Source organism: Rhizobium sp. TH2 (assembly GCF_024707525.1).
GTDB lineage: Bacteria > Pseudomonadota > Alphaproteobacteria > Rhizobiales > Rhizobiaceae > Rhizobium_E.
Map to the genome: position 1 here is coordinate 3,942,061 of NZ_CP062231.1, position 18,258 is coordinate 3,960,318.

Genomic DNA, 18,258 nt, shown 5'->3' on the forward strand with positions numbered 1-18,258 from the left:
CTCAAAAGGTATATGAAATCTGGGATTGGCTGCCTCCCCCGATGGCCGGAGGAGGTTGAAATCAGGCCGCCTTGGCGGAGAGCGTTGCCTTCTGCTTTTCGAAAGCGAAGGAGAGCCACGGCATGAGACGCTGGAGATCGGAGGTCTCGATGGTCGCACCGCACCAAATGCGCAGACCCGACGGCGCATCGCGGTAGGCGCCGATATCGACGGCCACGCCTTCCTTCTCGAGCGTTGCGACCACGCCCTTGGCGAAGGCCTCCTGCGCATCGGCATCAAGCGCCGTCACAGCGGGATCGACGATCTTCAGGCACACGGAGGTGTTGGAGCGGGTGGCCGGAACCTCGGCGAGATTGGCGAGCCAGGGGTTCTTGTCGCAGAAATCGAAAATCACTCGGGCGTTGGCATCGGCGCGAGCCATCAATGCCTTGAGGCCGCCAAGCGACTTCGCCCAGAGCAGTGCATCGATATAATCCTCGACGCATAGCATCGAAGGCGTGTTGATCGTCTCGCCCTGGAAGATGCCCTCGATCAGCTTGCCACCCTTGGTCATGCGGAAGATCTTCGGCAAGGGCCAAGCTGGTTCATAGGATTCGAGCCGTTCGACAGCGCGTGGCGAAAGGATGAGAACGCCATGGGCGCCCTCCCCGCCCAGCACCTTCTGCCAGGAGAAGGTGACGACATCGAGCTTGGCAAAATCGAGGTTCTGCGCGAAGGCCGCCGAAGTCGCGTCGCAGATGGTAAGGCCCTTGCGTTCGGCGGGGATGAAATCGCCGTTGGCGACACGCACGCCCGAGGTCGTGCCGTTCCAGGTGAAGACGACGTCGCGGTCGAAATCGACCTTGGCGAAATCGACGAGCTTGCCATAATCGGCGTTGAACTTGCGGACATCAGGAAGCTTGAGTTCCTTGACGACATCGGAGACCCAGCCGGCGCCGAAACTTTCCCAGGCCACCATGTCGACGCCCCGCGCGCCGAGCAGCGACCACAGCGCCATTTCGACGGCGCCGGTATCCGACGCGGGCACGATGCCGATGCGATAATCGGCCGGCACGTCGAGTATCTCGCGCGTCAGGTCGATCGCCTGCTTGAGCTTGTTCTTGCCGAGTTTCGAGCGGTGGGAGCGGCCGAGCGCTGCGTCCTTGAGCGCATCGAGCGACCAGTTCGGGCGCTTCGAGCAGGGGCCGGAAGAAAAATGCGTGTTCGCCGGACGTGACGCCGGAACTGCGAGTTCTACCATGATAAACTACCCTTCCAGGTATATGGCCTCTCGTTGGGGAGAGGTGTCCCGCCGCTGGGGATATGGGAAGGGCAATTCCAAGTCAAGCGCGTTATGGCGCAAACAGAAGATAAATTGACGCATCAAAAAAGGCGGAGTCCTGCCCCGCCTCTCTGCGTCAATTCGGTTGCTGGGTGGCTTACCAGGTGGTCAGGCGCAGGCCGGCGCGGAACTCGTGGCGGCCGATGCCATCATCCTGGGCCTTGGGGTTCTTGGCACCCTTCTTCTGTTCGGCCTCGCCATAGTCCGTCATGTCCCCGCCGGCGATATTGGCATAGCGGTAGCCCAGATCGAGCTTGGTGCGAGGAGCGATATCATAGCTGACGCCGGCCATCAGCGCATAGGTGAAGCGCCAGCTTTCGATGCCGGACGTCTCCTGGTCCTTGTACGGGATCCCATTGTCGCAGTTCTTGCCGGTGCAATATTTCGAGGTCGTCATGCCTTTCCAGTCGACACTGGCCACACCGGCACCGGCGCCGACATAGGGCGTCAGCCCCCAGACCGTGCCGAGATCGACATAGGCATTGGCGAGAAGACCGAGCGAGGCAAGGCTGTCGGTATGGCTGTAGCCGCATTTGGTGCTGGCCAATTGCGCGGGAGAACATGATGTGTTCCGCATCGACTTGCCGTCGAAATCTGTCTTGAAATAGTCGAGCGTCAGGTCGGTACGGAAATAGTCGTTGAACTGGTAGCCGGCGCCGGTGCTGAGGTTGAAATTGCCGTCGAGCCGCGCCGAATCGAATGTCACATTCTCATAGCTGTTATTGTTGGAACTGTAGTTCTCCCAGCTCGGCTTGCCGGCATCCAGGGACGCGTTGTAGCCGAGATCGCCGCGGATATACCAGCCGCCGACGCCCGAGATCGTGCCGGTATATTCCGGCGCTTCGACCGGCGGCGGCAGGTCGAAAGCGAGTGCCGGTGTCGCGACGACTAAAGCCAGGACAGCAAACAGGCTATGGCGGATCTTCATGGCAATTTCCTCGCGACGCGGCCGGCGCAAACCAGCCAGAATTCGATTTGGAAAAACTATGCCAAGGAGAGGTTAACCCTGAGTTAAGCATGTTTCGAGAGAGAGCGTTTACCGTGTTTGTTAAGGAAAGCGGATCAACCCTCCCGCCTAGTCGCCCTCATCCGGGTTCACCTCACGTATACGATCTTTGACGATTTTGGATTTCGTGGAAACGTAGACGAGTAGGAAGAACGGAATCATGCCGATGTACATGTTGATACCTGTATACTTTGTGATCAGGAACGTCATGACGGCATAGAGTGTAATGGCGCTGCCGGCGATCAAACCGAAGCGAAGAGAATACGGTTTACCCTTGCCTCCCCATCCGAGATAGAGTGACAGGGCCATCCAGCAAATCAGGACAAATGTCGATGGCCCCCATTCGGAATGCCAGAAAGGACGCAGAAGCATTGTCCCAACAATGATGGGGGTGCCTATCAACAGGCTTAAGAAGTAAGTTTTCAGTCCGTTGTTCATTTTGCGTCTCTCGCTAAAGAGACAATGCTAGCGGGTGTTGGCTGACTAATTCGATAATCCAAAAAGTAGAATCTTTCCCGACCAACTACCTCTCCAGTCCCGCCATCATTCTTGATATTCGGCGTGTACCGGTTTCGCGCGCGGACCGGCATGCCCGGTCGTTCCTGCCCAACCTTCAGGCAGTCGATGCGAGGCTTGCACTATTTTCCACAAGCCTCTCCACCAGCAGGGCCGCCTCCTTCGCGATCCCCGGTACAATGCCGGAATTCCGCGTCGATGCGAACTCGAGGCCGTAGAAATAGAGACCGGGAACCGTGGCGACGCCATCCTCATGGATGGGCTGGCCATCGGCACCGAGGGCGCCTGGGACATGGACCCAGGAGAAGTCGCCCGTGAAGCCCGTGCACCAGATCACCGTTCCGAGGTCGCTTGCCTGCCAGTCGAGCGCGCGGATCGGGGGATCGGGCAGGCGCGGCTCGACCGTCTCGGCGGGGTCGTCCTCGGCCGGCGGCGCATCGAGACCGGCGCGCTCGATGTACTCATCGACCAGGCGCTTGGTGTTTGCGGAGACCTCGTCGGCAAATCTGAGATGCTCGGGAACTTCGTCGCCGAAAATCAGGCTGCCGTCCTCCACGCCCCTGAAGCGGCCGAGCAGGACCACACCCTCGGCGCTCAACGATTGCAGGCTGATCGTATGCGTCGGGCCGACCAGCGCGCGGGTCGGCACCCTGCCGGCCAGGCGGATCACCTCTTCACGGCGGACATCCATGAAGCCGGAAAGCGTCAGCAGTGAAGCAGGACGCTTCCACGGTAGGTCCGCACCCAGCGGCCGGTGCGGCTGGTCGCGAGAAACACCTTGCGCCCGGCCAATACCAGATCCTCGGTAATCTGGGCGCCCGACTGCCCGCTGCCGACGACCAGAACCGCGCCGGGCGCAAGGGCATCGGCACTGCGGTATGCGGGACAATCGACCTGGGCAATCGCATCAGGCAAGTCCGCCGACATGGGCGGCCGGACGGGTCGATTCTGGTCGCCGGTGGCGATCACCACATTGCGCGCCAGCAGCACGCCATCCGATGTGGTGACCCGAAACATCCCCTGGTCCGCTGCCAGTTCCGTCACGCGGGTCCGGATGCTGACCGGCAGATGGTGCCGTTCCGCATAGTTTTCGAGATACGAGACGAAATCCTGGCAGGTCATCGCACCCCAGGGGTCCGTGCCCTCATAGGTATCGCCCGGCAGCAGGGAGCGGATGGTGGGCGAGTTCAGCAGAAACGAATCCCACCGCTGGGTCCGCCATGTCTCGGCGATGCGGCCTCCATCGAGCACCCTGTGCCTGAGGCCTTGCCGGCTCAGGAAATAGCTGACGCCGAGCCCTGCCGACCCGGCGCCTATCACGATGACGTCGAGAATATCGCCCATGCTTGTCCCCCGCTGGAAAGGCTGGCCGCATCCTACGCCTTCGCTTCGGCCTCGGGCAAGACCAGGCTGGATGTAAAGCTGGGAGGTTCATTTTCGCAGACACGCCCGTTCCGCTGGGAATGATGCTGGACGTTGTACCAAGATGCCCGCCTGCGCTATGGATCTCACAAAAGCGAATGACAAGCGGGAGGACGGCAATGCCCATTACACGCGTTGGAATCATAGGCACTGGCGTCATGGGCAGCGATCACGCCCGCATTCTCGCCTCATGCGTCGCCGGAGCCGAGCTTGCCGGCGTCTTCGATGTTGATCAAGCGCGTGCCGTCTCGCTGGCGGAGGAGACCGGCGCGCGCGTCTTCGATGGTGCCACTGCTCTTATCGCCGACCAAGGCATCGATGCGATTATTGTCTGCTCGCCAGACGCGACCCACAGCGAACTGGCGCTCGCCTGTATTGCGGCAGGCAAGCCGGCTCTGGTGGAAAAGCCGCTCGCGAGCACGGTTGCCGGTGCCGTCGATGTCATGAAGGCAGAGACGACGGGTGGCCGGCGGTTGATACAGGTGGGTTTCACGCGCCGTTTCGACCCCGGCTACATCGCTATGAAAGAGGCGTTGGCAAGCGACCGCCTCGGCCAGGCGCTGTTTCTCCACTGCATCCACCGCAATGCCGTCGGGCCGGACTACCTGACGTCGGAACTGGTGATCGCCAGCAGTGCCGGCCATGAATTCGACATCACGCGCTTCCTGCTCGAGGACGAGATCGTTTCCGCAACCGTAGCCAGTCCGCGTGCGAGCAGGCTCGCGCCGAACCGTCAGCCGCAATTCATCCTGCTGGAAACGGCGAGCGGCGTCATCGTCGATATCGAGGTCTTCGTCGATTGCATCTATGGCTACGACGTGCGTGCGGAACTTGTCTGCGAGAAGGGCACCGTGTCGCTCAACACCTCGCCGGCGACAATGCTCCGCCATGCCGGCTACGACGGTTTCGAAACGCCGCCCGACTGGCGTGACAGATTCAAGCATGCCTATCGCCAACAGTTGCAGGGCTGGATCGACGCGATCCACGGCATGCCCAACCACGGCGCCAGCACCTGGGACGGCTACCGCTCCATGAAAGTGACCGAGGCCTGCCTCGCGGCCTGCCGGAGCGGCCAGAAGACCGCCGTGCCGGTCGAAGAGATGCCAACATTCTACCGCTAACCACGGAGTTCCCATGCCGCCTGTGAAAGTCGATCCTGACAAGGTTCATGAATTCGTCGATGAGCAGCGCTTCTACAACTGGCTCGAACAGCACCATGACAGCGAGGACGAGGTGTGGATAAAGATCCACAAGGTCGGGTCGGGGCTGAAATCGATCACGCCGAAAGAGGCGATCGACGCGGTGCTCTGCTGGGGCTGGATCGATGCAGTGCGGAAAGGCCTTGACGACAAGAGCTATCTGCAGCGCTACACGCGGCGCACCCGGAAGAGCATCTGGAGCAAGATCAATGTCGAGAATGTCGCCCGGCTGATCAAGGCGGGCCGCATGACCGAACACGGATTGAAAGAAGTCGAGGCGGCCAAGGCGGACGGTCGCTGGGATCGCGCCTATGGCAGCGGCAAGGAGATGAAGATCCCCGACGATCTGCAGGCCGCGATCGATGCCGAGCCGAAGGCGAAGGAGATGCTCGGCAAATTGAGCGCGCAGAACCGCTTCGCGCTGGCATTCCGCACCCATCACATGAAGACCGAGGCGGGACGCAAGAAGAAGATCGAGACTCTGGTGGATATGCTCATGCGTGGCGAGACGATCTATCCGCAACGCGCGAAATAGCATTCCGACGGAGAGGCAGAGAACCTGCCCTTAACCCCGCGCCTTCGAAAAGTCCCAATGGAAAGTGAAGGATTGGACTGTGTCGGCGGCATCTTGAGATGCACGAGCCCGATGGTTGAGTAGCGTTCACCTCTGGGTGCGGCGGCCAACGGCAATTGAGAAGGACAGTTCAATGGACAAGACAATTATCACGGCTCTCGCCGCAACCGCGCTGGCGATCATGGGCGGCATGGCGGCCCGCGCCGCGGACACGCTCATCGTCGAGGAACCTCCGGTCGCGGTGGAACAGGATGTCGAAGGAGGCGTGAAGATCGGAACGCTCACCTGCGATATCGGCAATGGCGGTGGTTATGTCCTGGGTTCGGCCAAGGAGCTCGATTGCGTCTTCCATTCGAGTTTCCGCGGCGATCCCCCGGACCGCTACGCGGGCTCGGTCAAGAAACTCGGCATCGATCTGGGCTATACCGCTCAGGGCCGGCTCATCTGGGCGGTGTTCGCGCCGACGGCGGGATATCATCGCGGCTCGCTGGGCGGCGTCTACTACGGCGCATCCGCCGAAGCGACGCTCGGCGCCGGCGTCGGCGCCAATGTGCTGTTGGGCGGCACCAAGGGTTCGATCCAGTTGCAGCCCCTCAGTGTTGCCGGCCAGCTTGGCCTCAATGTCGCTGCGGCAGGTACCACGGTGACCCTCGCTTCGGTTCGTTGATTCGTCTACCAACAACGCATAAACAAAGGAAAACCGCCCATCGCTGGGCGGTTTTTACATTTCATGAATTGGCAGGCTGTCTTACTTGAAGACCGGCTGCTCGGCCGGAAGTTCGGCCGGTGGCATGTAGGCTACCGGGCACGCGTCACCGAACTGATAGCGGATACCGGAGCGGACTTCGTGGATATCAAAGCCCTTGTCTGAGCCGGGGCCGCCGTTAAGCTTGCGACCGAACATGCTGCCGCCGTCCACATGGCGGTAACGATAGCCGACATCGGCCTTCCATTGGCAATTGATGTCGATCGAGGTGCCGGCCATCAGGGCGTAGGTGAAGCGCCAGCTGTCCTTGCCCTTGTGCGTCACAGTGTCGTCGCAGCCGCCGCCACCCGCTGCGCAGGCAGTGTTCTTCAAATCACCCCAGTTGATGTAGGTGGTACCGAGACCGGCGCCGACATAAGGCGTGAACACGCCCCAGCGGTAGATGTCGACATAAGCGTTCGCCATCAGGCTGAAGGCCTTGAACGAAGACGCATCGGTCGAAACGCACTTGACATCGCAAGCGCTGCCGTCGTTAGAACCGCCACCCTTCGTCGACCCACGGAACTTGGTCGAGAACATATAGTCGAAAGTCTTGTCGACGCGGAAGTAGTCATTGATCTGGTAACCGACACCGAAGCCAAGGTTCCCGGTGTCGTCGAGGTCAACGTCGCTAAAACTCGCGTTGTCTCTTCCGGCTTTGTAATCGACGCCATCTGAACTCATGAAGTCGTAGGAGATGTCCTTGCGCAGATACCAGCCGCCGGTGGGCAGCGGTTCGACGGCTTCCGGAGCGGGTGCGGGTTCGACAAAGTCAGCCGCGTAGGCCGGTGCCGACAGCACCGCCAGGACGGATGCGAATGCCAGAATTCTCTTCATGATCAATACTCCACCTAACCGTGCCAGGCTGAAGAGCCGGCTCTTGAATTTCGGATCAGGTTGAATCATGAACGAGAATGGTTAAGGCACGCTTAAACTGGCCCATCATGGTGCAAGATTTGCTAACCGGCTTGGTTAAGGATGTGAAAATGCCGACATTGCCTTAACCATACTTCTGCGTTTGAGCACAACTACAGCATTATGAACTGGAATTCTGGATTTACCGGCCTCGGCCGCCGAAGGCGCGGTTCATCGCCATCGGCCGGATCACGGTTTCCTGGCGCAGGCTCTCGTCGCGCCTGTCCTCGAGTTCCTCCAGCATGACCGGCCGGGAGAAATAATAGCCCTGGACATAGCGGATGCTGGTGCAGGCCTTGAGATAGGCGAGCTCTTCGAACGTCTCCAGACCCTCGACGATGACATCCATGCCGAGCGAGCGGCTGAGCGCCTCCACGGCTTTCAGGATATTCTGGCTGCGTGGCCGTTGGTGCAGGTTGGTGATGAACGAGCGGTCGATCTTCACCTCGTCGGCGGTGATATCGGCCAGCGCCGAGAGCGATGAATAGCCGACACCGAAATCGTCGATCGAGACACGCGCACCGATCTCGCGGATCAGCGGCAGCACGCTCTCCTGGAAGGTGCTCTTCGACACGAAGGCCTCCTCGGTGATTTCGAGAATGAAGCGCGTGGCGAATTCCGTCGCCGCAATACGCGCCAGCAACTCGCGCATGAACTTTATATCGCCCGCCTGCTTGGCCGCCACATTGAGGCTGATCGATGCCGTCTCTCCGAATGCCTCGTTGAGGCGGTCGATCGATCGGACCGTCTTGTCGAGTACGAGGTAGGTCAGGTCGTCCATCAAGCCAAGGTCGATGGCAAGTGCGATGAAATCGCCCGGCGGCTGGATCACGCCGTCCTCGTCGATCCAGCGCAGCAGCACTTCGACGCCGCAGACATTGCCCGTCAGGATATCCATCTTGGGCTGGTAGGCGCAACTGACGCGGCGGTCGCGGATCGCCAGCCTGAGGCGCTGCTCCAGCCGGCTCTTTTCGATCGCCGCATGCTCGATCGTGGCATCGAAGAACTGAACGGAGCCGGTGCCGACCGCCTTGCCGCGATACATCGCCCTGTCGGCATTCGCCGTCAGCGCATCGTAGCTCGCTCCATCATCAGGGAAAACGCTGACGCCGATTGACGCAGACGTCAGGATCTCGTTGCCCTCGATATAGAAAGGCTCTTTCAGGCGATCGCTGATCACGTCGATATCGTGGCCGAGCCGGTCGAGATCGGCGATCGGCGAAAGCAGGAGGAGGAATTCATCGCCGCTGAGCCGCGCCAGCATGTCGGACTCGCGCAATCCGGACGCCACCCGCTCGGCGATCTGGATCAGCAGCGCATCGCCGACATTGTGGCCGTAGAAATCGTTGACGTGCTTGAAGCCGTCGACATCGATGAAGGCGAGCGCAAAAGGCGCCGCACCCGGGCCGATGAGAGCATTGACGCTCTGCTCGATGACGCGGCGGTTCGGCAGGCCGGTCAGTTCGTCGAAATAGGCGCGCCGTATCAGCGCCTGCTCGCGGGTCATCTGCTCGGTCTCATCGACCAGCAGCGACACCGTGTACGGCTTGCCGCCGAGGGTGAAATCGAAGGACCGGGTCTTGAGCACGCCGTCCACTCCCTGACCGGCAACCGCGGCGGAAAGCCACGCAAAGCTCTCGTTGGCATAGGCGACCTCGCCCGCAGGGCCGGCAATCTGCATGCCGAAGGGCAGCACGTCGAGCATGTGCCCGAGATCAGGCGCGGACGCGACAACGCCGGCCGCATCCACTTGCGGCCCGAGCGGATCGTCCATCCATTCCGTGTCTGGATTGCGCATGCCGAATCCTCGATTGGCGATCGTCGCCTTCGACTAGAATTTGTTCCGTCGCGAAAGCAGGCCCTCGCCGGCAAGTGCTGCCTGCAGGCCACGCGTCAGGGCATTCTGGCCCCCCGCAGCGTCCGGCTGCACCGATGGCTCCTGCGGAATTGGAGCCATGGGTTCGCCGGGAACGCCCGCCGGTGTGCTGGTCGCACGGCGCCAGCGGTCGATGGCTTTTTCCACATTGGCGGCGCGCTCGGCGTCCGTCAGATGCATGCCGTTGGTGAGCTGATCGCTCGACGGAAGACGCTCGCGCGGCAGGCGCCGGAAGGAGAAGCGCATCGGCAAGGGCATCGCCTCGCCCACGCCCACGACTTCGCCGGTACCGAGCGACGGCACCAGCAGGAGCAGATTGCTCGCCGCATCGGCCACCGCCGAGCGCAGCAGACTGTGATCCCGCTCGTTGGACATGCGCATCATGAAGAGGGTCGAGCATTGCGACACGATGGTCGGATCGAGTTCGGCCGGACGCTGAGTGACGAGGCCCAGATGGACGCCATACTTGCGGCCTTCCTTTGCGATGCGCGACAATGCCCGGCGCGCCGGTGCAAAGCCGATCGAGTGATCGGCGGCGGCGAAGCGGTGCGCTTCCTCGCAGACGATCAGCAGCGGCGTGCCGCCATCGCTCCACAGGCCGAATTCGAAGGCCAGGCGCAACACCACGCAGACCACGGCATCGACCACCTCGCCCGGAAATTCCGCGAGCTTGAGCAGGGTGACACCGGTGCGGTTGGTGTTGACCGCGAAGAGCTGGCCGAGCACCGAGGCCATCGTGTCGCCGCCGACATTGGCGTTTTCGAACATGAAGGCATAGCGCGGATCGTTGCGGATCGTCTCGATGCGCGCCATCAGGCGGTGATGCACCATGCGTGTCGCGCGGTTTTCCAGCTTGCCCATGCGATCATCGATCAGGGACACCAGATCCTGGATCATATAGGGCGCGGGCGTATCGACTGTGAAGCCGCTCTGGCGCGGATGGCGCCTGGCGAGCAGCGACCGTTCCGCACCGCTCTTGATGCTGGAATAGCTGCTCTTGGCGAGAGGGATCAGTTCGGCAAGAATATCGAGTTCCTCGAGCACCGCCGGTTTGCCGCCATAGATGGCATCGGTCAGCTCCTCGAAATTGAACAGCCAGAAGGGAAGCTTGAGGCTGTCCGGATCGACCACGGTCGATCGAGCGCCAAAACTGTTGGAATATTCGTTGTGCACATCGAGCAGCAGGACGCGGACATCCGGACGCGCATTGACCAGCTCGTTCAGGATCACGGCAGTGCCGGAGGATTTACCGACGCCGGTGGAGCCAAGTACCGCGAAATGCTTGGTGAACAGGCCCTCGGCATCGATATACGCCGGAACGCCACCATCTTCCTGCACTTCGCCGATCTTCAAGGGCTGGCCGGAGAAGGAGGAATAGATCAGGTGGAGATTGTCCCGCCCGAGCAGTTCGACTTCGTCGCCGATTGCCGGATATTCGCGCACACCGCGATCGAACTTGATCGACCCATCCGCTGCGAAGGTAATCTCGCCCATGAGATCGACTTGAGCCACCGCATGGCAATTTGCCATGCTCCCCGTGGAGGCAGCAGCCGAAATTTCGCTGATCATGCCGACCGAAGCGCCCTTGCCATGCTTGAGCGCCACGAACTTGCCGACAGTGGCGCGCGGCATTTCCGCCGCCGAACGTCGGATGAGACCGACATGGGCCTGCGATCCACGGCAGGACAGAACACTACCAAGCAGGCTGCCCCGCAATGGATTTCCAGACGACGACGGCCCGTTGTCTTCGAGGTTCATAAGTCTCTCCAGAGTAAATCTGCTGGAGAGTAGGCCTGCGACTGCTAAAGAATTACTACGAGATACGGGCGGCTTAAATCGCAGTTAACGCTTTATCTCGAAAGACCAGTTCCGGTCGTCCTCAGGCCGCCGACTTCACCTTGCCGATGAGATCGATCAGGCCATCGACGATTCGTTCGAGCTGGCCGGGATCGTCGCCTTCCGCCATGACGCGGATCAGCGGCTCGGTGCCGGAAGGCCGGATGACGAGGCGGCCACGATTGGAAAGCTGGCTTTCGGCGTCGGCAATCGCGCTCTTGACCTGCTTATCTTCCAACGGCTTGCCGCCAGAGAAGCGGACATTCTTCAGAAGCTGCGGCACCGGCTCGAAACGGTGGCAGACCTCGCTCACCGTCTTGCCCAGGCGCTTGACAGCAGCGAGCACCTGGAGTGCCGCGACGAGGCCGTCGCCCGTCGTGCCGAAATCGGACAGTACGATATGGCCGGATTGCTCGCCACCGACATTGAAGTCGTGTCTCCGCATATGTTCGACCACGTAGCGGTCGCCGACCGATGTACGCGCCAGCGTCATGCCGCGCTCGGCCATGAAGCGTTCAAGGCCAAGATTGGACATGATGGTCGCGACGATGCCCTGCCCGCGCAGCGTGCCATCATTGGCCCAGGTCTCGCCGATCAGTGCCATCAGCTGGTCGCCGTCGACGATATTTCCCTTCTCGTCGACGATGATCACCCGGTCGGCATCGCCATCGAGAGCGATGCCGATATCGGCGCGCACTTCGTGCACCTTGGCGATCAGCGATTCCGGATGCATGGAGCCGCAATTGAGATTGATGTTGGTGCCGTTCGGCTCGGTCCCGATCGCCACGACTTCGGCGCCGAGTTCCCATAGTACGGCGGGGGCAACCTTGTAGGCAGCACCGTTGGCGCAATCGATGACGACCCTCAGACCGTGCAGCGTGACATCGCGCGGCAGCGTCCGCTTGGCGAATTCGATATAACGATCGTGCACGCCGTCGATGCGCTTGGCGCGGCCGATGGCATCGGACTTGGCGAGCTGCGCAGTTATGTCTTGATCGACCATGGCCTCGATCTGAGACTCGATTTCATCCGAGAGCTTGTAGCCATCCGGGCCGAAGAGCTTGATGCCGTTGTCCTGGTAGGGATTGTGCGAGGCGGAGATCATCACGCCGATATCGCAACGAAGCGAACGGGTGAGCATGGCCACGGCCGGCGTCGGGATAGGGCCGAGCACGAAGGCATCGACGCCGGCGGCGGTGAAGCCCGCGACGAGCGCGTTTTCCAGCATGTAACCGGAGAGCCGCGTGTCCTTGCCGATCACCACGCGATGGCGATGGCCGCCGCGCCGGAAGATCGTGCCGGCCGCGATACCGACCCGCATGGCCAGATCCGGCGTCATCGGGAACTTGTTGGATTGGCCGCGAATGCCATCCGTGCCGAAATACCGTCTTTTCATGTTTCCACCCGCTCGGTCCTTGGGGGCATGCAAGCCCATTCTTGATCAACCTGAATGCCATATCCCACGAATTTTGCCACATCAAATTGGGCAAAGCGTCAACACATAGCGTTAACGTGAAAAAGGCCCGGGGCGAGCCCAGGCCTGATTTTCATGCATGTCGGCCGATTATTGAGGCTGAGGCTCGAAACCGCCTTCAGGCTCTTCCTTGCCATGCGAACCATCCTTCTTGTTGCCGGTGGTCGGCACCGACGAATGGCGATGGGAAGGCGTCGTGTCGTCGAAGGGGTCGCGTGACGGAGGCTTGCCGTTCATCAGTTCACGCAATTCGTCACCGGTCAATGTCTCGAATTCGAGCAGAGCCTCGGCAACCGCGATGAACTGCTCCCGGTTCTCCTGGATGATGTTCCGTGCGGACTGCTCACCCTGTTCAATCAGGCGGCGAACTTCCTCATCGATGATCTTGGCGGTCTCGTCCGATATGTTGGTGGACTGGCTGACCGAATGGCCAAGGAACACTTCCTGCTCGTTGGAACGGTAACGCACGCGGCCAAGCTTTTCGCTCATGCCCCATTCCATCACCATGGAGCGGGCAAGCGAAGTCGCCATCTGGATATCGCCGGATGCGCCAGTGGTCACCTTTTCCTGGCCGAAAGTCAGGATCTCCGCTTCACGGCCGCCGAACAACATGGTCAGGCGCGAAACGGCCTTCTCATAAGTCCAGTTGTAGCGATCGTTTTCCGGCAGGGTCATGACCATGCCCAGCGCACGGCCGCGCGGGATGATCGTCGCCTTGTGGATCGGGTCGATGGTTCCGGCGAGTTTCAGCGCGATGATCGCATGACCGGCCTCATGATAGGCGGTGTTGCGCTTTTCTTCCTGGGTCATGGCCATCGACCTGCGCTCGGCGCCCATCATGACCTTGTCCTTGGCGTCCTCGAACTCGCTCTGGGTAACGACGCGCTTGTTGCGCCGTGCGGCAAGCAATGCAGCCTCATTGACGAGGTTCATCAGATCGGCGCCGGAAAATCCGGGGGTGCCGCGGGCCAGCACCTTGAGATCGACATTCGGAGCCATGGGCACGTTGCGCACATGAACCTTGAGAATCTTCTCGCGGCCGATGACATCGGGATTCGGAACCGTGATCTGACGATCGAAACGGCCGGGACGCAGAAGCGCCGGGTCGAGTACATCAGGCCGGTTGGTGGCGGCAATGATGATGATGCCTTCATTCTGCTCGAAACCGTCCATCTCGACCAGCAACTGGTTGAGCGTCTGTTCGCGCTCGTCATTGCCACCGCCGAGACCGGCGCCGCGATGACGGCCGACCGCGTCGATTTCGTCGATGAAGATGATGCAGGGTGCGTTCTTCTTGGCCTGATCGAACATGTCACGGACGCGGGACGCGCCCACGCCGACGAACATTTCGACGAAGTCGGAACCGGATATGGTGAAGAAGGGCACATTGGCCTCGCCAGCGACGGCGCGCGCCGTCAGCGTCTTGCCGGTGCCCGGAGGGCCGACGAGAAGTACGCCGCGCGGAATACGACCGCCGAGGCGTTGAAACTTCTGCGGATCGCGAAGGAATTCCACGACTTCCTCGAGGTCCTGCTTAGCCTCGTCGATACCCGCGACATCGTCAAATGTGACACGGCCATGCGCTTCGGTCAGCAGCTTGGCCTTGGACTTGCCAAAGCCCATCGCGCCGCGCGAACCGCCCTGCATCTGCCGCATCAGGAAGAGCCAGACGCCGATGATCAGCAGGATCGGCAGGAGATTGATCAGGAAGCCGAACAGGCCCGAAGAAGAATCGGCCTCGGGACGCACGGTCACCGTGACGTTCTTGCTTTGCAGCTTGTTCATCAGGCCGTCATCGACCTGCGGTGCATAGGTCTGGAACACGGAGTTCGTGTCGGCATAGACGCCGCGTGCGCGGTTGCCCGTAAACTCGACCTGCCGGACGCGTCCGCCGTCAACTGCCTTGATGAAATCGGAATAGGGAATTTCGCTGGAATTAACGCGATCGCCCTGGCTTTGGAACATGCTGAAAAGCGCTACCAGCAAGACAGCGATGATGGCCCAAAGGGCGATATTTCTGAAATTGGGGTTCATTTCCCTCACCGGAACTATTGGGCCGCCGGGTTAAACCGAGAAGCAGGCCTTTTCAAGGTGTAACATAGGCATGCATACCGGCCTTGCCAAGCCGAGATGCGTGGAAAACGCGCCGTCAACCAAGAGATAGTGAAGGAAAGTGTTCCAAACCGGCCACAAAAGCAAGACTATTGGCGAGTTCCAACCTGCCCGACGGCAGGAAATGTTCGCACTGTGGAATGATGGTGCGAACGCGCATTGCTCCGGGATCACCCGAGATCAGCCGGGGAATCGTGATCCTCGCGCGGTGATAGACACTTTTGGGCAGGCGGTCGGCTTGCGGCGAATCAATGATCGGATAGGTCTCCAGATCGCCTGCAGCGATCTGCGCAACGGCCTTGCCGCGATTGCTGATGTGAAAGCGATTGTCCCAATAGGCCGCCTCGCCCGGCGCGATCGTCACTTGCTGCAGACCCCTCGCCTCTCGGCCGATGAAAAGCGACCGGCCACGCCTGTCCTGAATCACCCGCTCGGCCGCAAGCCGCATCCCTTCGCCGCGCGCCAGGAAATCGAAGACGCGCCCTGCCGTCTCCTTGCCTGCAAGGTGATCGCGCCCGCCGAGAAACGCCACAAGCGAGAGCATGGCGAGACGGTGTGCCGGATCGGCCGGCGACAGACGTTCCAGATCGACCTCCGCGACATGCCCCGGATGGAGCTGCACCGCTGAGTGGATAAATTCGGCGGCTTCGTGCGAGATCGAACCGACATCGGCGCGGGAGTCTGGCTCCGGGGTCGCGGTCGCCAAGTCCTGCCTGACCCTTACACGCTCGAAGGCCGGATTGTCATTGCTGGGATCCTCGATCCAGCCGATGCCCTTGCGCCTCAGATAGGCCCGAATTTCTTCGCGACCGACATCGAGGAAAGGCCGAACGACCCACACCGCCCGCTCCACCAGCACCGCGTCCGAAATACCGCCCATGGCGTCGGGGCTACGGGTGCGCCGCATGGCAAGCGTTTCCCTCTGGTCTTCCAGATTATGGGCCGTCAAGATGAGGTCGATCTTGTTATGAATCGCGTGCTCAGTAAGCAGCCGATAGCGTGCCGACCGGGCCGCGGCCTGGATGCCGGTCTTCGGCTTGTCGCCCGGCCATGTCAGCACCGTATGCGGGATATCGAGCGCGGCGCAAAGCTCTCCCGCTTTCAGCGCCTCATCGGCAGAGCCGGGGCGCAGGCCATGATCGACCGTCGCGGCCATGATCGCAATGCCGGGAAAATCCGCACGCAACGCGGCGAGCGCGACCAATAGCCCGGTCGAATCGCCGCCACCGGAATAGGCGACGAGCAGCCGGCAAGGCAGCTTCAGTCGCTTGAGGAAATGGAATGCCGCCGCTTCAGGCTGGGTCCGGCTCGACGCGAGATGCGGAGCATGGCCCTGCGGCTCGGAGATCATCCGCAGGAAAGCCGCTTCTGTTCGCTGGCAACCTTGGTGATGATCGAGCGCGAGGCCTTCGGATAGGCCTTGGCGACTTCGCGCAGCGTCGCGCAGGCTGTGTCCTTGCTGTCGAGCGCCGCCAGCGACATGGCGAGCTTCAGGAGCATTTCGGGCGCCTTTTCCGACTTGCCGTAAGTCTTGTAGGCATTGAGAAAAGTCTTAGCGGATTCGTTGAACTTGCCCTGCGAATATTGCGCTTCGCCGAGCCAGAAATTCGCGTCAGCGATCTTCTTGCTGTCGGGGTGCGTGGCGATGAAATCGGCAAATCCCGATTCCGCCGAGGCGTAGTCGCCTGACAGAACCTGCTCGTAGGCCGACTGGTACTGGTCGCCGTCGGAACTGTTGTCCTTGTCGAGCGAGGCGGTCTGGTCCGCCGTGCTCGTGTCCACAGTGCTCGTATCCGGCGGTGGCAGGTCCTGGGTGGCGACCGCGTTGGGATCGGCTTCCTCGGCGCCGAGCACATTGCCGCCCTCATCCACCTTCAGCTTGCCGAGATCGATCGGCGGCGTGCCGGTGTCGTCCAGCGTATTGCCGGAACTGTCCATCGGCTGGTCGAGTGCCGCCGTGTCATCCTGCCGGGTCACTTCCGGCGTTTGATCGCCGGAAGTGTTTGCTGCTGTGTCCTCATTGGCGGGCTTTTCGAGCGAACTCTTCTTGTTGGTCTTGCCGCCTTCGAGCTCCTGGAATCGGAACTCATTGTCTTCCTGAGCCTTGCGGAGCGTTTCCTGCATCTGCAGGATCTGGAAACTCATCTCCTCGACCCGGCCGTTCAACTGCCTGAGCTGTTCCTCCAGTTGCTGCACCCTGAGCTCGGCATCCACACCCTGTGCGGAAGCGGAGAGCGGGGCGATCGCAAAAAATGCCGTGGCCGCGATGGCGAGCATGCCGGCCAGAAGCTTCTTCCTCATATGTCCTCGATCCTAGTGTTTCGGTATTCCGCGCGAAGCAGCGCGAACAACTGGAGTTGTTTCAATTCCGGGACAAAAAAGCAACGGAGTCAGGCGGAAGTATGGAGACAAAGGGCAGAAAACCATCGCGTCCATATAGCGAACGCCACAAGACCACGCTGTGCAACGCGGATAACTACTTAATACTCTATCTGTGAGCCGGTGTGATGGAAAATCGCAGACCCAGCGCCGAAAGCGTCTTGGTTATCGTTTCCATCTGCGGCTTGCCGCTCTGGGAAAGCGCATCATAGAGATTTTCCCGGTTCACATTGGCTCTCTTCGCGACAGCCGAGACGCCACCTTCCTGAGCTTTGGCAACATTGCGAAGCGCCTCCTGAAAGAGTTCCATATTTCCGCTTTCCAGAATCTGTTCCAGATAAAAGGCCGCGTGCTCGGGATCGCGCAACAGCTCGTCACGAAAGCCGAAATCCAGAGGTTTGCTCGCGTTTGTCATGACTTGCCGCCAGATGAAGAAATTTATGCATGCGGAAATTAATGAACGTCTCGTCTTCCTTGGTCACCTGCTGCTGCGCATCAACGACAAATCCCCGCTTCTCGAAGAAAGGCCGCGCCGTAATGCTTGCCTCGGTGAAAATGCGGGAGAGGCCCTGCTGCCTGGCAGCGTCTTCGACGGCCGTCAATAACATGGAGGCCACGCCAATGCCTTGGTGGGCCGGATGCACGAACATCATGTCCAGATGGCCGTCCGCTTCCAGATCGCTGAAGCCGATGATCTCCTCGTCCAGAACGGCAACCCAGGTAGGCCGCGTGAGCCGCCAGGGCTCCCAATCGTCGCGATCGACCTTCGACCATGCCGCCACTTGCGCCGGATCATAATCGCGGCTGGCGACCTCGCGGATCGCCCGCTGGAAGACCTCGATGACGCCATCGAGATCGGCCGTCACATATCGCCGTAGAACAA

General features: G+C 60.8%; 17 protein-coding genes. 3 read left to right on the forward strand and 14 right to left on the reverse strand.

The annotated features are described in order from the left end of the window. Positions 1-61: 61 nt before the first annotated feature. From IHQ71_RS19510 to IHQ71_RS31925, 5 genes are all read right to left on the reverse strand, one after another. Positions 62-1,240 carry a phosphoserine transaminase gene (locus tag IHQ71_RS19510; protein WP_258158099.1) on the reverse strand — a complete coding sequence of 393 codons (1,179 nt, stop codon included), beginning with the start codon at positions 1,238-1,240 and terminating at the stop codon, positions 62-64. A gap of 178 nt (positions 1,241-1,418) precedes the next feature. Further along, positions 1,419-2,249 (reverse strand): outer membrane protein, encoded by an 831-nt coding sequence (locus IHQ71_RS19515; RefSeq protein WP_258158100.1) that lies wholly within the window; start codon positions 2,247-2,249, stop codon positions 1,419-1,421. A 147-nt stretch (positions 2,250-2,396) separates the two neighbouring features. Then, complete coding sequence (locus IHQ71_RS19520) at positions 2,397-2,765, reverse strand: hypothetical protein (RefSeq protein WP_258158101.1); 369 nt, start codon at positions 2,763-2,765, stop codon at positions 2,397-2,399. 175 nt (positions 2,766-2,940) lie between these two features. Next, positions 2,941-3,534, reverse strand: coding sequence for a hypothetical protein (locus tag IHQ71_RS31920; RefSeq protein WP_308737859.1), 594 nt, complete (start codon positions 3,532-3,534; stop codon positions 2,941-2,943). Between the two features lie 14 nt (positions 3,535-3,548). Further along, a complete protein-coding gene (locus IHQ71_RS31925; protein ID WP_308737860.1) occupies positions 3,549-4,187 on the reverse strand; it encodes an NAD(P)/FAD-dependent oxidoreductase in 639 nt (212 codons plus the stop codon). Positions 4,188-4,384: 197 nt separating this feature from the next. Between IHQ71_RS31925 and IHQ71_RS19530 the strand changes: the two genes are divergently transcribed. The 3 genes from IHQ71_RS19530 to IHQ71_RS19540 all read left to right on the forward strand — a co-directional run bounded on the left by IHQ71_RS19530 (position 4,385) and on the right by IHQ71_RS19540 (position 6,705). Next, positions 4,385-5,386 (forward strand): Gfo/Idh/MocA family protein, encoded by a 1,002-nt coding sequence (locus tag IHQ71_RS19530; RefSeq protein ID WP_258158102.1) that lies wholly within the window; start codon positions 4,385-4,387, stop codon positions 5,384-5,386. Positions 5,387-5,399: 13 nt separating this feature from the next. Next, complete coding sequence (locus IHQ71_RS19535; protein WP_258158103.1) at positions 5,400-5,999, forward strand: YdeI family protein; 600 nt, start codon at positions 5,400-5,402, stop codon at positions 5,997-5,999. 172 nt (positions 6,000-6,171) lie between these two features. Then, positions 6,172-6,705 carry a DUF992 domain-containing protein gene (locus IHQ71_RS19540; protein WP_258158104.1) on the forward strand — a complete coding sequence of 178 codons (534 nt, stop codon included), beginning with the start codon at positions 6,172-6,174 and terminating at the stop codon, positions 6,703-6,705. Between the two features lie 81 nt (positions 6,706-6,786). Here the strand turns inward: IHQ71_RS19540 and IHQ71_RS19545 are convergent, their stop codons facing one another. The 9 genes from IHQ71_RS19545 to IHQ71_RS19585 form a co-directional block, all read right to left on the reverse strand. After that, positions 6,787-7,620, reverse strand: coding sequence for an outer membrane protein (locus tag IHQ71_RS19545; protein WP_258158105.1), 834 nt, complete (start codon positions 7,618-7,620; stop codon positions 6,787-6,789). Positions 7,621-7,840: 220 nt separating this feature from the next. Beyond that, entirely contained in the window at positions 7,841-9,496 is a 1,656-nt protein-coding gene (locus IHQ71_RS19550) for a bifunctional diguanylate cyclase/phosphodiesterase (RefSeq protein WP_258158106.1), read from the reverse strand. Between the two features lie 33 nt (positions 9,497-9,529). Next, on the reverse strand, positions 9,530-11,332 hold the full coding sequence (locus IHQ71_RS19555) for an ATP-binding protein (protein ID WP_258158107.1): 1,803 nt from the start codon (positions 11,330-11,332) through the stop codon (positions 9,530-9,532). A 121-nt stretch (positions 11,333-11,453) separates the two neighbouring features. Then, positions 11,454-12,806 (reverse strand): phosphoglucosamine mutase, encoded by a 1,353-nt coding sequence (gene glmM, locus IHQ71_RS19560; RefSeq protein ID WP_258158108.1) that lies wholly within the window; start codon positions 12,804-12,806, stop codon positions 11,454-11,456. A gap of 168 nt (positions 12,807-12,974) precedes the next feature. Continuing rightward, positions 12,975-14,918, reverse strand: coding sequence for an ATP-dependent zinc metalloprotease FtsH (ftsH, locus tag IHQ71_RS19565; RefSeq protein WP_258158109.1), 1,944 nt, complete (start codon positions 14,916-14,918; stop codon positions 12,975-12,977). Between the two features lie 115 nt (positions 14,919-15,033). Continuing rightward, complete coding sequence (gene tilS / locus IHQ71_RS19570) at positions 15,034-16,347, reverse strand: tRNA lysidine(34) synthetase TilS (RefSeq protein WP_258158110.1); 1,314 nt, start codon at positions 16,345-16,347, stop codon at positions 15,034-15,036. After that, on the reverse strand, positions 16,344-17,297 hold the full coding sequence (ybgF, locus tag IHQ71_RS19575; RefSeq protein ID WP_258158111.1) for a tol-pal system protein YbgF: 954 nt from the start codon (positions 17,295-17,297) through the stop codon (positions 16,344-16,346). The genes tilS and ybgF overlap by 4 nt, the downstream gene beginning before the upstream one ends. Positions 17,298-17,484: 187 nt before the next feature. Further along, on the reverse strand, positions 17,485-17,742 hold the full coding sequence (locus IHQ71_RS19580) for an addiction module antidote protein (protein WP_258158112.1): 258 nt from the start codon (positions 17,740-17,742) through the stop codon (positions 17,485-17,487). A gap of 7 nt (positions 17,743-17,749) precedes the next feature. Continuing rightward, complete coding sequence (locus IHQ71_RS19585) at positions 17,750-18,241, reverse strand: GNAT family N-acetyltransferase (protein ID WP_374989884.1); 492 nt, start codon at positions 18,239-18,241, stop codon at positions 17,750-17,752. Positions 18,242-18,258 lie beyond the last annotated feature (17 nt).

What these genes read in the sequence shown, in the direction of transcription:
- IHQ71_RS19555 (WP_258158107.1), bottom strand. Translation starts at nt 11,332, where the DNA reads ATGAACCTCGAAGACAACGGGCCGTCGTCGTCTGGAAATCCATTGCGG.
- glmM (WP_258158108.1), bottom strand. Translation starts at nt 12,806, where the DNA reads ATGAAAAGACGGTATTTCGGCACGGATGGCATTCGCGGCCAATCCAAC.
- IHQ71_RS19550 (WP_258158106.1), bottom strand. Translation starts at nt 9,496, where the DNA reads ATGCGCAATCCAGACACGGAATGGATGGACGATCCGCTCGGGCCGCAA.
- IHQ71_RS19510 (WP_258158099.1), bottom strand. Translation starts at nt 1,240, where the DNA reads ATGGTAGAACTCGCAGTTCCGGCGTCACGTCCGGCGAACACGCATTTT.
- IHQ71_RS19515 (WP_258158100.1), bottom strand. Translation starts at nt 2,249, where the DNA reads ATGAAGATCCGCCATAGCCTGTTTGCTGTCCTGGCTTTAGTCGTCGCG.
- ybgF (WP_258158111.1), bottom strand. Translation starts at nt 17,297, where the DNA reads ATGAGGAAGAAGCTTCTGGCCGGCATGCTCGCCATCGCGGCCACGGCA.
- IHQ71_RS19540 (WP_258158104.1), top strand. Translation starts at nt 6,172, where the DNA reads ATGGACAAGACAATTATCACGGCTCTCGCCGCAACCGCGCTGGCGATC.
- IHQ71_RS19530 (WP_258158102.1), top strand. Translation starts at nt 4,385, where the DNA reads ATGCCCATTACACGCGTTGGAATCATAGGCACTGGCGTCATGGGCAGC.
- IHQ71_RS19535 (WP_258158103.1), top strand. Translation starts at nt 5,400, where the DNA reads ATGCCGCCTGTGAAAGTCGATCCTGACAAGGTTCATGAATTCGTCGAT.
- IHQ71_RS19520 (WP_258158101.1), bottom strand. Translation starts at nt 2,765, where the DNA reads ATGAACAACGGACTGAAAACTTACTTCTTAAGCCTGTTGATAGGCACC.
- ftsH (WP_258158109.1), bottom strand. Translation starts at nt 14,918, where the DNA reads ATGAACCCCAATTTCAGAAATATCGCCCTTTGGGCCATCATCGCTGTC.
- IHQ71_RS19545 (WP_258158105.1), bottom strand. Translation starts at nt 7,620, where the DNA reads ATGAAGAGAATTCTGGCATTCGCATCCGTCCTGGCGGTGCTGTCGGCA.
- IHQ71_RS31920 (WP_308737859.1), bottom strand. Translation starts at nt 3,534, where the DNA reads ATGGATGTCCGCCGTGAAGAGGTGATCCGCCTGGCCGGCAGGGTGCCG.
- tilS (WP_258158110.1), bottom strand. Translation starts at nt 16,347, where the DNA reads ATGATCTCCGAGCCGCAGGGCCATGCTCCGCATCTCGCGTCGAGCCGG.
- IHQ71_RS31925 (WP_308737860.1), bottom strand. Translation starts at nt 4,187, where the DNA reads ATGGGCGATATTCTCGACGTCATCGTGATAGGCGCCGGGTCGGCAGGG.